13 protein-coding genes and 1 tRNA gene are annotated in these 14,473 nt (G+C 37.3%); 8 read left to right on the top strand and 6 right to left on the bottom strand.

Annotated elements, in window-relative coordinates:
• Positions 1–224: 224 nt before the first annotated feature.
• Both IPI31_10260 and IPI31_10255 read right to left on the bottom strand, forming a co-directional pair.
• Entirely contained in the window at positions 225–2,531 is a 2,307-nt protein-coding gene (locus IPI31_10260) for a DUF4331 family protein (protein MBK7568191.1), read from the bottom strand.
• A 27-nt stretch (positions 2,532–2,558) separates the two neighbouring features.
• Entirely contained in the window at positions 2,559–4,286 is a 1,728-nt protein-coding gene (locus tag IPI31_10255; protein ID MBK7568190.1) for a DUF4331 domain-containing protein, read from the bottom strand.
• A gap of 585 nt (positions 4,287–4,871) precedes the next feature.
• On the opposite strand from IPI31_10255, the gene IPI31_10250 reads away from it, so the two are divergent.
• The 4 genes from IPI31_10250 to IPI31_10235 all read left to right on the top strand — a co-directional run bounded on the left by IPI31_10250 (position 4,872) and on the right by IPI31_10235 (position 7,628).
• The gene (locus tag IPI31_10250) at positions 4,872–6,161 is read left to right on the top strand and encodes a hypothetical protein (GenBank protein ID MBK7568189.1); all 1,290 of its coding nucleotides are present in this window, start codon (positions 4,872–4,874) and stop codon (positions 6,159–6,161) included.
• Between the two features lie 39 nt (positions 6,162–6,200).
• Positions 6,201–7,031: a hypothetical protein gene (locus IPI31_10245; GenBank protein MBK7568188.1), complete on the top strand. Its 831-nt coding sequence runs from the start codon at positions 6,201–6,203 to the stop codon at positions 7,029–7,031.
• A 121-nt stretch (positions 7,032–7,152) separates the two neighbouring features.
• Entirely contained in the window at positions 7,153–7,500 is a 348-nt protein-coding gene (gene folB, locus IPI31_10240) for a dihydroneopterin aldolase (protein ID MBK7568187.1), read from the top strand.
• A 57-nt stretch (positions 7,501–7,557) separates the two neighbouring features.
• Positions 7,558–7,628: transfer RNA gene (locus IPI31_10235), tRNA-Cys, on the top strand.
• A gap of 776 nt (positions 7,629–8,404) precedes the next feature.
• Here the strand turns inward: IPI31_10235 and IPI31_10230 are convergent.
• Together IPI31_10230 and IPI31_10225 are read right to left on the bottom strand one after the other, a co-directional pair.
• Complete coding sequence (locus IPI31_10230) at positions 8,405–8,854, bottom strand: hypothetical protein (GenBank protein ID MBK7568186.1); 450 nt, start codon at positions 8,852–8,854, stop codon at positions 8,405–8,407.
• A 74-nt stretch (positions 8,855–8,928) separates the two neighbouring features.
• A complete protein-coding gene (locus tag IPI31_10225; protein ID MBK7568185.1) occupies positions 8,929–9,522 on the bottom strand; it encodes a hypothetical protein in 594 nt (197 codons plus the stop codon).
• Positions 9,523–9,622: 100 nt separating this feature from the next.
• Here IPI31_10225 and mqnB point away from each other — a divergent pair, with 100 nt between their 5' ends.
• Both mqnB and IPI31_10215 read left to right on the top strand, forming a co-directional pair.
• Positions 9,623–10,312 carry a futalosine hydrolase gene (mqnB, locus tag IPI31_10220; GenBank protein MBK7568184.1) on the top strand — a complete coding sequence of 230 codons (690 nt, stop codon included), beginning with the start codon at positions 9,623–9,625 and terminating at the stop codon, positions 10,310–10,312.
• Positions 10,309–11,136, top strand: coding sequence for a 1,4-dihydroxy-6-naphthoate synthase (locus tag IPI31_10215; GenBank protein MBK7568183.1), 828 nt, complete (start codon positions 10,309–10,311; stop codon positions 11,134–11,136). Before mqnB ends, IPI31_10215 begins: the two co-directional genes overlap by 4 nt.
• A gap of 64 nt (positions 11,137–11,200) precedes the next feature.
• Here IPI31_10215 and IPI31_10210 read toward each other — a convergent pair whose 3' ends face one another.
• Positions 11,201–11,806 (bottom strand): class II aldolase/adducin family protein, encoded by a 606-nt coding sequence (locus tag IPI31_10210; GenBank protein MBK7568182.1) that lies wholly within the window; start codon positions 11,804–11,806, stop codon positions 11,201–11,203.
• An 8-nt stretch (positions 11,807–11,814) separates the two neighbouring features.
• Complete coding sequence (gene mtnA / locus IPI31_10205; protein MBK7568181.1) at positions 11,815–12,945, bottom strand: S-methyl-5-thioribose-1-phosphate isomerase; 1,131 nt, start codon at positions 12,943–12,945, stop codon at positions 11,815–11,817.
• Positions 12,946–12,947: 2 nt separating this feature from the next.
• Between mtnA and IPI31_10200 the strand changes: the two genes are divergently transcribed.
• Both IPI31_10200 and IPI31_10195 read left to right on the top strand, forming a co-directional pair.
• A complete protein-coding gene (locus IPI31_10200) occupies positions 12,948–13,913 on the top strand; it encodes a hypothetical protein (protein ID MBK7568180.1) in 966 nt (321 codons plus the stop codon).
• Between the two features lie 53 nt (positions 13,914–13,966).
• The gene (locus IPI31_10195; GenBank protein MBK7568179.1) at positions 13,967–14,473 is read left to right on the top strand and encodes an OmpH family outer membrane protein; all 507 of its coding nucleotides are present in this window, start codon (positions 13,967–13,969) and stop codon (positions 14,471–14,473) included.

The raw sequence follows: 14,473 nt of genomic DNA, 5'->3' as shown, positions 1-14,473 counted from the left end.
GATATAATCTAAATAACCTGAGTGCCCCATGAATAAACCTTTGCATAAATATGATTGTTAACTAAAAATTAAATCTGCTTTTAACCGGGAAAGATTATGCGGCTACATTTCCAATAAGTACAAGACAAATTTTCCAAAACAAATATAAATCAGGATAAGGTTCCGGTATAATCAAAAAAAAAGAGGGACACAAGGCCCCTCCTTTTAGAACACACAAGCTACTTTTATTTGTTAACGATAACTTTATCGATAACCTGGTTTTCACCATTTTTAATTTGAACAAAATAAACTCCGCTTTCAAGATTTCCTAAATTCAATGAATAAGAATTTATTCCTGAAACTGCTTCTTTTACTTCGCTGATATATTTTTTTCCTGTAATATCTAATACACTGATCGTAACTGAACCTGCATCATCTGTAAGATATCCAACAGTTATAGATTCGGTTGCAGGATTAGGGAAAATTTCCATCATGTTTTCCATCATTTCACCTTCTTTACAAGGAGTAGAGAATGGGAACCACGCTGAAAATAATTTTCCGTCAACAGGGCAATGAACCAAAATACGGTATTCATATGCTGTGCATGGAGTTAATCCACCTAAAGTATGAAAATTAGCAACAACAGGCACTTTTGTAATTTCACCACCACCTGCTAATCTATAATCAATACGATAAGATGTTCCATCTTCTGCACTCCAGCTAAGGAATACTGTTGAAGGATCTACAGTAGTAGCAGTTAATGAAGTTGCTGCATCACATTCAGTTTCACCAATATAATCCACAGGTAAACCACCGCATTTACCGTCGCCAGCCCAAGGGTTTTGAACATATGGGAATTTAGTTCTTAATGGAGCATCATTTGCTTCTACACCGGTTGTATATAAATATACATCCAATAGATCAGTGGTAACAGGTGAAGGATCTACTAAAGGATCATAATCATCATACCATAATCCGATAGCTGCTAAAACGATACCGCTTACAGCTTGTAATTCGATACGAGTAACATCATCTTCCAAACGGCGACCGTTAGGGAAACCATCCATGTTAGGAATGAATTCTAAAGATGCAGTTGCTGTATAAGTAGGATCAGTTAAACCTAATACCGCAGCCTGAACAAGACCTAAAGAGCTGAAAGCAGGATCTGTTCTTGGAGTTGGAGGAACTGCCATGTTTAAACGTAGCATGTCACCACCATTCGGTAAAAAATTGTTGATGAAAGGTTTACCAACTGCCAATGGGTTACCGGCTTTTCCTGTTGCCAATTGATAAGGCGGAAAATTAGGTGCACCTGTAAAAAATATTGGCCAAAGGTCAACCGAACGCGGTTTACCTGCTGCAGGTAATAATAAAGTACCGTAAATAGCATCATCCAAAGCAGTTCCTGCAACAGCTGCAGTTCCTTTTAATGGCCATAAACCATCGGCACCGTTTGTAAAGTCATATGCACCTAAAGATGCTTTTTGAATTCTCAATGCAGAAAAAGCCGGCACTGCACCACCAAATAGATCATCATCCATATATAAACCTAATTCAGGATTGAAGAAATATTCAAAGTGAGCTGGATCTTCACCGTAAGGAGATAAAGAATTCCAATAATCTTTTTGTCCGATTGGAATAACTGCCTCATTGGTTAAAGGCATACCTAAACGAGAAACCTGGATCCAGTCACCTGAAGTTGTTTCAGTTCCGTCACCATTTAAAGTTCTCATTGTTTGGCGACTTGCACTTGCCCAAACACCGATAACGAAATCGCTGTCAAGAATATCATCTGCCATAGCAGCTGTTAAACCATCTTTTTGCAAAGAAGAAATAGGGATCTGAATTGCAATTACATGCACGTTCATACAAGCAACACCATCGTGAGGTGTTCCACCTGCTCTTGGAGCATCTCCAAGATCGAAAATACCACCTAAGTCAACAAAAAATGGATCATCAGCAGGACCGGCATATACTTTTCCACCACCAGGTAATGCAGTAACTGCATCAGCCACAAGGCTATAGTAAGATGTTCCGAGACCAACAACCGGATCGTTGATAGAACGTGCTCCGATATTCGGTGGAGGCACCATTCCATCTGTAACTAATGTTGTGAATGTTACTCCACCATCAGTACTTCTTTCCATTAAATAGGTCATTTTGATATTTTCTGCACCTAAACGGATATTGAAGAAAGTGGTCGGATCTTCATCTGTTCTGGTGAAGGTGAATCGAAATATAATATCATCACCTAAGGTTGCAATATTATTATCGATGTGAATTTCATAACGAATATTCTCTCCGAATGTGGAGTAATTTGGTCCACCTTGTGGCAGTTGCAATGGGATATAATTTGCAATAATTGTGATCATATCCGGATTATCAGGGCTGCGGAAAGCGTATAGATCCGTATTATCTGCCAAGGGATCGTCGGCAATAAGCGGAGCCTCTCTGTGGCTAGAAGCCGAGGCGCGGAAAGAACCTGCGAACATCATCAGTGCGATGAGTATTGCGCTTAACTTTCCCGTATTATTTATAAATATCTTTTTCATTTTTTAGATTTTTGCTGAAGTTTGGAATTAATATTCGAAATCTACTGAAGTTCCTCTCCAAGGCGCTGCCAGGTATGGGAAACTAGTTTGAAATGGTGCATCATTATGTTCAACACGTGTTGTATAATTGATCACATCGCGCATATCTCTTGTTAAAGGAGATGCATCAACCAATGGATCATAATCATCATACCACAAACCGATAGCAGCTAAAACGATTCCGCTCACAGCTTGCAATTCGATACGTGTAACATCATCTTCCAAACGACGACCATTAGGGAAACCATCCATATTAGGAATAGCTTCTAAATCAGCCGTAGTATTAAAAGGTGCAACCGTTAAACCTATTACAGCAGCGGCTAATAAACCTTCAGTGCTGAAGAATGGACTTGTGCGGTCAGTAACCGGAGTTGCCATATTCAAACGCAACATATCACCACCGTTTGGTAAAAAGTTGTTGATGAAAGGTTTTCCTACAGCTAAAGGGTTGCCTGCTTTTCCTGTTGCCAATTGATATGGCGGAAAATTAGGTGCTCCTGTAAAAAATAATGGCCAAAGATCCACTGAACGCGGTTTGCCGGCAGCCGGTAATAATAATGTTCCATAAATAGCATCATCTAAAGCAGTTCCTGCAACAGCTGCAGTTCCTTTTAGAGGATATAAACCATCAGCACCATTGCTAAAGTTATAAGCACCTAAAGAAGCTTTTTGGATACGTAATTTTTGGAAACCGGGAACAGCAGTTCCGAATAATGCATCATCCATATACAAACCCAATTCAGGATTGTAGAAATATTCAAAATGAGCTGCATCTTCAGCGTAAGGAGATAATGAATTCCAATAATCTTTTTCTCCCAGTGGTATTACAGCTTCGTTTGATAAAGGCATTCCTAATCGGGAAACCTGGATCCAATCGCCGCTTGCAGATTCAGTTCCGTCACCATTCAGGGTGCGAATTGCTCTGCGACTTGCACTTGCCCAAACTCCGATAACAAAATTGCCATCTAAGATGTTTTCAGCCATATCCGGGCTCAAACCATCTTTTTGCAACATGCTGATTGGAACTTGAATGGCAATAGTATGGGTATTAAAATGACCCAAACCATCTTTTGGATTTTCGCCTGCACGAGGTGAATTTCCTAAATCGAAAATACCACCAAGGTCAACAAAAAACGGATCGTCAACCGGTCCGCAAAATACTCTTTCGCCTGTAACAGCAGTTGTAATAGCTGCAGTCATCAGATCTTCATAAGAAGCTGCACCTAATCCTACAACAGCATCTTCAATAGAGCGTGCGCCAATGTTGATAGCAGGAACCACACCATCAGTAACAATTGTCATAAATGTTACACCACCATCAGTACTTTTTTCTAAAGTATAGGTGGTTTTCAGATTTTCTGCACCAAGTCTCACACTAAAGAAAGTTGTTGGATCTTCATTAGTGCGCGTAAAGGTTGCGCGATAAATAATATCGTCACCGGGAGTAGCGATATCATTATCAATGTGTATCTCATAACGGATGTTTTCGCCGAAGTGATTGTAATTAGGCCCGCCAAAAGGGATCTCGGCAGGAATAAAGTTGGCAATAATTGTTACAGTGTTCGGATCATCCGGGCTCCGGAATACATAGAGATCAGTGTTGTCGGCAAGCGGATCATTAGCGATAAGCGGAGCCTCTCTGTGACTCGATGCTAATGCCTGTGTCGCCATCAACCCTGACGCCATGAATAAGCAGGATAGTGCTGCATTTTTCATCAGCTTTTTAGGCTGGGTTAAAAATTGTTTCATGCTAAACATTTAAAGGTTAGAAAAATTTGTTTTGCAGCATATACGCTTAATGTTATGTGTTTGGATTTAATTTAGAAAAATGTTTTGACATGTTGTTCTGAGTTCTGAGTTCTGGGTTCTGAGTTCTGGGTTCTGAGTTCTGGGTTCTGAGTTCTGGGTTCTGGGTTCTGAGTTCTGGGTTCTGAGTTCTGGGTTCTGGGTTCTGAGTTCTGGGTTCTGGGTTCTGAGTTCTGGGTTCTGGGTTCTGAGTTCTGAGTTCTGAGTTGAAATTTTTTTTAATTGTAGAGCCGCAATGCATTGCGGCTCTATAATTAAAAAAAATTTCAACATCCGGACTGAAACCATTCGGCTCACGAGAATCCAACTCATTACTCCCGTCCGACCGGGTCGTCCGGGCGGGCATTACTCATTTCTCATTTCGTGAATCGTGAGTCCGTTCCTGCAAAACGTTGGAACATTTATTTGGGCTACTAACTTTAGGGTAGTGTGGAGCATGCTCACCACTCACTATTCGCCACTCACCATTTTTCCCTATTTTCGCAATAAAAAAAAATGAAACCCACACTCTTGCTGATTTGTTTTGCCGTAATTATTAACTTCTGCAAAGCCCAACCCATAGTTGATCATCGCATTTATCAGTCGGCTGTAAAAAGCCAGGCGAATCGTGGAACATGCACGGCTTTTGGTTTGTGCGCTGCGATGGAAACTTTTCCGGGATTTCCTTCCGACCTAAGTGAACAATATTTATATGCAATGGCAAAGTCGTATAGTTATAGTGATGAAACGGATTATGATGAAGGAACTTTTCTCAAAAATTATATCGACCTGATGCAATATCAAGGAACCTTACGTGAAGATCAGGAACCTTATAATCCTGATAAGGTGAAAATAGATACGAGCTTATCCAATTTCGAAAATATGAAAAGTGATATTGCGGGAACCAGTTTACTTAAATTATTATCGTTTCAGGATTTTAGTTATAAACTTCAACCTGAAATGTACATTTATAAAGAAGGTGATGGTGCAAGGGATATAAATTATATTAAAAAAATGTTGGACGATGGAAAAAAAGCGATCGTAATTTCTTATTCTTTAAATGGACATTATTGGAGTTCTAATTCGGGTGAAGAATCAGAAAAAATAGATCCGAACGATTTTTTAGTCTATTATGATGAAGACGAGGAATATAGTTTTAATGCCGCAGTTTCCATATTTGGAGATAAGGTATTTGAACCAAATTCAGAAATATATTACACGGATACTATTTACAGAATTGATGGAGGACATGCTGTGAGTATTGTTGGATATGATGCCGATGGTTTTTTAGTAAAAAATTCGTGGGACGATGATTGGGGAGATGATGGATATTTCTGGATTAGTTTTAATTACCACAAATTATATGCCCATGAATTAATGATTCCTATATTAGGAAAGGTTTATGTTGACCCATCTGTTAATGATCTTGGTGGTTGGACAAGTGATCAGTTTTGGCTTAAAAGTCTGCCCCACCAATATGATTCGGAATCACTTAATATGCATACAAAATCTATTTCATTAAGTGTAGTATATCACGGCAATTCGCAAATGCCAAGGTTTAGCCAAATAGAATATTTGGTTTATGATGCTAATAATAAATTGATAGATACTTACTATGGCGGTACACAAGGTATATTCGATGGAAGAGAGACCGGATATGAAACTTATATCTTACAACAATCAAATAATTCGTTTCCATCGGCAAATAAAATAGTTGCCAATTTTAAAACGGATAGTGGTAAATCATTTACGAATACCTATTATAATATAAGTGCTGTTAATAAAGAATATGCACCCGTAAAATAATATTTTATGTAATTACCAATAAATATTAATTAACCTGACATGAAATTTTATCTTGTTTTATTTTTATTAAGTTGTCAGGTTTTACAAGCACAGGAATTTGTCCCCTTCAACAGAGGATATATTGCATCCGACAGCATTGTTAAAATGCATATCAGTTCAGAAACTGTTTCGATATTTTTCTGGACAGATACAATTTTAGAAAATGAAAAGATCAACAATATTTATGATACTGCAGGCAATTTAATTAATCAGAAAACCATTTGTGAACTCCCTTGCAGAAGCACGATTCAAATAAGAACCTTCGATAAAAAGAATAGAATGACAGAGGACAGCAGATATTATTATCCTGCTACTCCTATTTCAAAAAATATTTACATTTTTAATGATGATACCATGCCGTTAAAGATGGAAATAGTTGGATATCAATATACAGAAGGCATTTTAAACAATTTCTCCAGACATATTTCTTTGTATAATGAAAAGGGACATTTGCTGGATTATAAAAATTATGATCAGAACGGAACGATGATCAGACATGAAAAATATCTTTTAGATGCCGTAGGAATAAGATCAGCAACAATAAATTTTACAAATAATGATAAGGATTCTATTATTATTTACAAGGAGGAAGATTATGGATTACCTTTTAATAACACAATTTCTGACTATAATTCACTGGTAAAATCCGACACTATAGAATACCTCTTAGATGATGGCTCCAAAATGCTCTATATCTATGAAGCTCCCAATGTTCCTGTTAACATAAGCTCCGATCTTGTTGAGATTAAAACCTACTATCCGAACGGATTGATTCGGGAAAATAGAAAATTAAACCAAAGCATCATTCGGTTTGAATATCAATTCTATTGAGTAAGGTAAACAGTTGGCAGTGGCAGTTTTCCGATGCAAAACTTAAGATATTCGTTGCCCGGCTGCTCAAATTCTCCATTCTCAACTCTCAATTCTCAATTCCCCCTATCTTTGTGTTATCATGGCGCGTATAATATTAGAGGGAATGTTGTTCAAGAGTCATATTGGTGTTTATGATTATGAGCAGATGTATGGAAATAATTTTGAAGTGGATCTTATACTGGAAAGCAGTGAGATAAGCAGTGAAACGGATGAATTATCCAATACTGTAGACTATGATCATTTGTATAAAATTGTGCAGCAGGTGATGCAGGGAAGGTACAAACTAATAGAAAGTGCCTGTAAACAAATTATTGAAACCATCCGAAAATTCAATATTCCTGCAACCCGTATTCAGGTGCGTATCGCAAAGATTCATCCTCCACTGGGAGGTGAGGTGCGCAAGGTTTGGATTGAAATGGAAGGTTGAACTAAAAAATAATTTATAAGGTTGTGCCAGAAGTTTATATTTTTGCGCTCAATTAATGGTCGGATGGCCGAGTGGCTAGGCAGAGCTCTGCAAAAGCTCGTACAGCGGTTCGAATCCGCTTCCGACCTCAATCCATAATCCCCCCGATTAGGACAAATTTCAAACAAAAAATCCAAACCGAATGTCTCATTCGAGTTTGGATTTTTTGTTTGAAATTTGGACGCTGAGCGATAGCGAAGAGGGGGATTATGGATTGAGCTGCTCCCCCACCACCGGATCATGTCTCATAACCCGCTAACACCGAATGTCTCATTCGAGTTTGGATTTTTTGTTTGAAATTTGGACGCTGAGCGATAGCGAAGAGGGGGATTATGGATTGAGCAGCTCCCCCACCTCCGGATCATGTCTCATAACCCGCTAACCGAATGTCTCATTCGAGTTTGGATTTTTTGTTTGAAATTTGGACGTTGAGCGATAGCGAAGAGGGGGATTATGGATTGAGCAGCTCCCCCACCACCGGATCATGTCTCATAACCCGCCAACCGAATGTCTCATTCGAGTTTGGATTTTTTGCTTGAAATTTGGACGCTGAGCGATAGCGAAGAGGGGGATTATGGATTGAGCAGCTCCCCCACCACCGGATCATGTTTCATAACCCGCAAAAACTGAATGCCTCATTCAAGTTTGGATTTTTGGTTTTAAAAATGGACGCTGAGCGATGTCGAAGAGGGGATAAAAGGATGTAATGGCTCCCCCACCAGCAGATGATGTTTCATAATCCACAAAAATTCATAATAAATATAGCTCTGACACCAGATACGAAAGATGAAAAGGGTTGAGTTAACTCATTTCTAATATGATCTTCAGGTAAGGTAACTTATTATATATAACTTTGAAATATTCCTCACTCCTCCCCCAACCATTCCCAACTCCCCTTAATAGAAATCATTTTGATCATAAAAGGAATTTGCAACAAAGGTTCTAACGGCAAATTATTATCCTGACTATAAATTGCATTTATGATAACACAAATCAAACCAATAATACTTATTAAAAACCCTAATAAAGGAGCCCATTTTTTTGCCCACAATAAACCAAATGCAGTTATGCCACTTAAAAGAAAAAATAATACAACAGCTATTCCCTGTGGATGATAGGGATTATCGGCGGAAAATCCCAAAACAGATAATTCAAGTGGTCCATTATAAACTAAAGGAAGAAATAATATTATAGGTGTGGTTGCTCCTAACACCAAAAAGATCCAACTAAAAAATTTGATCCACTTGGGAAGTAATTTTAATCTTTCTTTTTTGACGTCTACTTTTTCTTCAACATCTAAAATATCTTCTGTCATGGAGAATTAATATTTTAATATAATAAATTAATATATGGAAATATTAATTTATTAAATGATCCGTAATAAGAATATCATTTTGTTCCCTCATCCATCACGCACCTGCACATCATGCCATAATTTTTAGAAAAATAATTCGCATATACCAAAGGCAATTTATCTCTGATAAAATAATATACCCATGCAGTGCTTGCATTATTTTCATCCGCACTCCAGAAACTCGCCTGCAGATCATCGCTGCTGTATCGTCCGCTCACATTTGGTGGATATCCAAATACAATATTGAATTGGAGGTTTGCCCCAAAAGCAAGCGCATGCCCTGCAGTTTCATATCCACCCAAAGCGGTGATCAGAGTATCCCATTCATGTTTAGATGGAAGGTGCCATCCTTTAGGACAAGCACTTTTTGCTTCCTCCCAGGTATACAGTCGACCGAATTCTTTGCAGTTACCAGCCTTGTCCTCATAACACCAACTGTGTTTAGTATTATATCGCAAATTCTCGCCCATCCATATCATACCGGCATAACTTAACGCTTCATATTCCTTTCCATCACGGCTATCCTTGAAAGTAAATGCACTATCTGCGGTAATTTCATTATAATTTTGCTGGGCTTGCAAAACCGTAATCCCCATGAATAAAAACAGAATATTTAAAAACAATTTCATCAGTGTATGTTGATTTTTGTGCAAAATTGCAACTATTTTTCGAGCAATTTCCTTCAATTATAACAATTTTGTTTTACTTTTTTGATGTTACCTTCGCAGTATGAATATCTGTTTAGTTGTAGCCACCCCGTCGGAAATCCCGCATTTTGTTGCGCAAATAACTGATACTCAGTCACAATTAAATCCCGGCATCTATAATTTTAATTATAAGAAAGGAATTAATATTTCCATTCTCATCACAGGTGTTGGAATAACACATGCAACCTATCAAATAACTGATGCTCTGAATAAAAACCAATTTGACCTATGTCTTCAGGCGGGAATTTGTGGTGCATTTGATCGCAATTTATTGATTGGAGAAGTTGTAGAAATAACTGCAGAAAAAAATGCACAAAGTGGTGCAGAAGATGGTGAAATATTTATTGATGTATTCGAACTTGGACTGCAAAACAAAAATGAATTTCCTTATACAAATGGATGGATAGAAAATGATCCAAAACCTTTAAATAGTCTGCAAAAAATAAAAAAAGTAAGAGCGATCACTGTAGAAACGGTTCATGGAAATGAGGAAAGTATTATTCGGACGGAAAACAAATACCATCCTGATGTTGAAAGCATGGAAGGATCCCCGTTTTTTTACTGTTGTTCCATGAAAAAAATTCCATTTATTCAGATACGTGCGGTTTCCAATTATGTAGAAAAAAGAAATAAAACGAACTGGAATATTCCTTTGGCTGTTCAAAATCTCAACACCATTTTAGTACAATTAATTAATGAAATAACTACATGAAATTAAGTTTAGGATTTTCTCCTTGCCCGAATGATACCTATATATTTGATGCACTAGCTCATCAAAAAATTGATACCGAGGGGTTGGAATTTGATATCGTTTTTGCAGATGTGGAAACACTTAATAATAATGCACATCACGAAGACCTGGATATCACAAAATTGAGTTATCATGCTTATGCATACATGAGTAGAAATTATCAGCTACTTACTTCAGGATCGGCATTGGGCAGGGGTTGCGGACCACTACTCATTTCTAAAGGTGAAATTCCAAGGTCAAAAATTGAATTCTGTTTAGTTGGAATTCCCGGAAAATTAACAACAGCAAATTTTTTATTATCCATGGCCTTTCCGGAAGCTGCAACCAAAAAAGAATATGTTTTTTCGGAGATCGAAAATGCTTTGTTAAGCGAAGCAATAGATATAGGCGTTATAATTCACGAAAATCGTTTTACGTATCAGGCAAAGGGATTAAAAAAAATTATTGACCTGGGAGAATGGTGGGAAAAAAAATATCAATTACCTATTCCACTCGGAGGAATTTGTGTCAGAAGAAATTTCGATACCGATCTCAAACAAAAGATCAACCGTGTATTAAAACGCAGTGTGGAATTTGCAATGAAAAACCCAGATCAAACTATGGACTTCGTTCGACAACATTCGCAGGAAATGGAAGAAGAGGTGATGAAAAAACATATACAACTATATGTAAATGATTTCACCGTAGATCTCGGCGCAGAAGGAAAAAATGCCGTAGAGAAATTATATGAGGTTGCTATGGAAAAGAGGATAATTGGCGGGATGGTTTATCCGTTGTTTGTTTAGAGTAGACCAGAACGTATTGGTTGAATTTGCATTTGAATTTGTAGAGTCACAAAATTTTGTGACTCTACAAATTCAAATGCAAATTCAAAACCCCGAACGCCTCTTCTACCGTCTCCCCAAAAACAAAAATTCCATCTTCATGACCGGCAGTTACAAATATCTTTTCGCGTTTTAGGGTCTGGTCATTTTTTAATAATTCATCGATATTTTTTGCCAATTGTGGAGTACCATAGGCGATATTTTTATCAATTGTAGTTACTTTATTTAATAATGATTCCCATTTTTCTGGATGATGAACATGAATAACACAATTAATTTTTGGATCCGCCAAATAGATAGCAGCATGTGTAAGGGCTTCGGAAGATGCTTTAACAGGACCTTTACAATAAAGCTTATTCTGATCTATATCAACACTATATACTAAACTAAATTGACCTGCATCAGCAATATTGACATCTGCAGTTTGGGTTCCTGAAATGATAAATTCATTAGATATACCTACTCTACAACTCACATTCCCAAAACCGATTCCATTTGGGTACACTCCAATGAGATTCAACGATTTGAGGTTGTTTCTGCAAATTATCAATTTTGCAAAATCGCAGTCTTTTATTTCGGGAGAATTTTCCCAATTAATTACATATTTAATATAACCTTCATCAAAAATCATCCTTTTCTTTAAGCTATATTAATTTTTGTATTTGAGAATTTTTCAGGAAACAATTTCATTATTTCTGTTTCCTCAGCTTTGCAAACTCCTCTTTCCGTAATCAACCCAGTAACATATTTCGCCGGAGTAATATCAAATGCATAATTACTTGCAGGCGTTTCCTTTGGAGAAATTAATACAGATTGAATTTTATTATCCAATAATCCCTGAACATATTTCACCTCATCTCCATTTCTTTCTTCAATAGGAATTTCTTTAAATGCATCTTTAATATTAAAATCAATACTCGAAGATGGCGCTGCAACGTAAAATGGAATATTATTGTCAAATGCAGCCAACGCTTTTAAATAGGTTCCTATTTTATTTACAACATCACATGTTGCCGAGGTTCTGTCGGTACCTACCAAAACCAGATCAACCATTTTATTTTGCATAAGGTGTCCGGCAGCGTTATCTGCAATTAAGGTATGTGGAATATCATTTTCTAATAATTCCCAGGCTGTTAATTGTGCACCTTGATTTCTGGGTCTTGTTTCGCTAACATACACATGAATATCAATTCCTTTTTCCTTTGCCAGATAAATTGGAGCAGTAGCAGTTCCTCTGTCAACAGTTGCCAACCATCCAGCATTACAATGAGTTAAAATATTTACCCTTGCATTATTTTTTTTTGCTGCTATCTCCTCTATAATTTTTAATCCATGCTCGCCGATAAGGGTATTGAATTTCACATCATCGTCGCAAATCCATTCCGCTCTTTTTTTTGCATACCATTTGGATTCAATAATAGAATCGTTTCCGGTAATTGATTTCAACATTTCATCCAAAGCCCATTTCAAATTAATTGCTGTTGGACGGGTTTTTAGTAATTTGCCATAACTTTCCTCGAAAAAAAAATCGCGTGCACAACTCGCAGGCACTTCCACAGCCGATAAATACATTCCCCATGCTGCTGCAGCCCCGATCAGTGGTGCACCACGAACCCACATATCCTTGATTGCAATACACATTTCATCTACAGATCTGATATCAGCAACAACAAATTTATGAGGCAACCATCTTTGGTCAATAATTTGCACTATATTTTCGTTTTCCGGATGCAGCCAGATAGTTTTGTAATGTTTACCTTTAATTTTCATAGATGAATAAAATTGTTAGATATCAATTGTTGTTTTTTGTGGCAAGTCTGCTATTAACCAATTTGACGAATGCTCAAAATGGCAATATTTATTTGTTCATCGACTCCACCACAATAATCGGGAATATTTCTGACAATAAGGTTTATGTTTCTGAAACGGAAATTGCTTATACCATACAGGGAAACATCATTTATGCGCGTGATACCAATTCAAGGCAGAATATGTTATTTACGGTGAATGCAAAGGACATCCTCAGCAAAAAAGTGGGACTGATCTACCAGAACGATGCAAAAACAATTCAATACATCACTCAAAATTCAGAGTTTTTTTTAGGTGATCATCCAATAGATAAAGAGAATGAAAAACTCTGTACCTTCGAAAAAATAAACGACTCAGTGCTTAATGTGTATGAAGGAATAACAAATACCTACATAGGAGTAGCTCAAGGTAAATTCACATCGCAGGTGCAATTGGTGATGGCTGCACATTTATATATAAAACACTTTTCACTGGATGAAAAAGTACGCGCAAAGATGCAAAGTTTAGAACCAGAGGTTGGAATGCCTGTACAAAGTTATATTCGTCCATATCTTGATCATGGACCATATTACGAATGGGTTTGGGATGGGAAGATATTAAAACCAGCCTGGGGCTACCGATCTGAAGATGAATGGTCATTTGATGGTAAATATTTAAAACCGGTTTGGAGTACCGATCCTCAATCGGAATGGATCTGGGATGGAAATATGTTAAAACCATTTTGGGATAGTGGAGTTCAAAACCAATGGAGTTGGACCGACAATGTGCTAAAACCCTTCTGGGACTCCAATCCCGACCTGATGTGGACCATTGAAGGGGACATTGTAAGGCCTATGTGGAAGTTTGATCAGGAATTACAATGGCAGGTGGAAGGTGATGTACCACTCGCTATAATCACACTTATTATTCTGGGCAAGGCTGACCGCTAATTTGAGGATATGCGCCATTTGACTATCTTTGCCCTTCATTTTAAAAATAAAATATGAAGCAGATCAAAATTATTTTAGTATTAATTATTGTTACAGCCGCAACTTTAGCTCAAGCTCAGCAAGCCAAAATAGCCTATATTAATTCACAGGCATTATTGGAAGCAATGCCTGAAGCAAAGGAAGCAAATGCCAAATTAATAGCTTACGCAAATGAATTCGACTCTCTATATCAATCTTATGCAACCGAATATCAGCGTTTAGTGAATGAAATTCAAGGTAATGCCGCTTTAAGTGAAGTTGCAAGAGAAGCAAAAATTCAGGATGCAATGTTATTGGAACAACGCATTCAACAATACGAACAAACTTCCCAACAAAAATTGGATGCTAAAAAAGCGGAATTATTTCAACCTTTGATCACAAGTACAACAGAGATCATTAAAACAGTTGCAAAAGAAAACGGATATACCTATGTAATTGATAATTCACTTTCTATTTTAATAATGGCTCCGGATGGTGATGATATTTTACCTTTGGTGAAGAAAAAACTTAATATTCAATAA

Source organism: Bacteroidota bacterium (assembly GCA_016706865.1).
Taxonomy (GTDB): Bacteria; Bacteroidota; Bacteroidia; order Chitinophagales; family BACL12; genus UBA7236.
The sequence above is the reverse complement of the archived record's forward strand: the minus strand, read 5'-3'. Positions and strand labels throughout refer to the sequence as shown.

Coding starts and splice junctions, on each gene's coding strand:
- IPI31_10260 (MBK7568191.1), bottom strand. CDS start 2,531: ATGAAAAAGATATTTATAAATAATACGGGAAAGTTAAGCGCAATACTC.
- IPI31_10210 (MBK7568182.1), bottom strand. CDS start 11,806: ATGATTTTTGATGAAGGTTATATTAAATATGTAATTAATTGGGAAAAT.
- IPI31_10195 (MBK7568179.1), top strand. CDS start 13,967: ATGAAGCAGATCAAAATTATTTTAGTATTAATTATTGTTACAGCCGCA.
- IPI31_10255 (MBK7568190.1), bottom strand. CDS start 4,286: ATGAAAAATGCAGCACTATCCTGCTTATTCATGGCGTCAGGGTTGATG.
- folB (MBK7568187.1), top strand. CDS start 7,153: ATGGCGCGTATAATATTAGAGGGAATGTTGTTCAAGAGTCATATTGGT.
- mtnA (MBK7568181.1), bottom strand. CDS start 12,945: ATGAAAATTAAAGGTAAACATTACAAAACTATCTGGCTGCATCCGGAA.
- IPI31_10215 (MBK7568183.1), top strand. CDS start 10,309: ATGAAATTAAGTTTAGGATTTTCTCCTTGCCCGAATGATACCTATATA.
- mqnB (MBK7568184.1), top strand. CDS start 9,623: ATGAATATCTGTTTAGTTGTAGCCACCCCGTCGGAAATCCCGCATTTT.
- IPI31_10250 (MBK7568189.1), top strand. CDS start 4,872: ATGAAACCCACACTCTTGCTGATTTGTTTTGCCGTAATTATTAACTTC.
- IPI31_10230 (MBK7568186.1), bottom strand. CDS start 8,854: ATGACAGAAGATATTTTAGATGTTGAAGAAAAAGTAGACGTCAAAAAA.
- IPI31_10245 (MBK7568188.1), top strand. CDS start 6,201: ATGAAATTTTATCTTGTTTTATTTTTATTAAGTTGTCAGGTTTTACAA.
- IPI31_10200 (MBK7568180.1), top strand. CDS start 12,948: ATGAATAAAATTGTTAGATATCAATTGTTGTTTTTTGTGGCAAGTCTG.
- IPI31_10225 (MBK7568185.1), bottom strand. CDS start 9,522: ATGAAATTGTTTTTAAATATTCTGTTTTTATTCATGGGGATTACGGTT.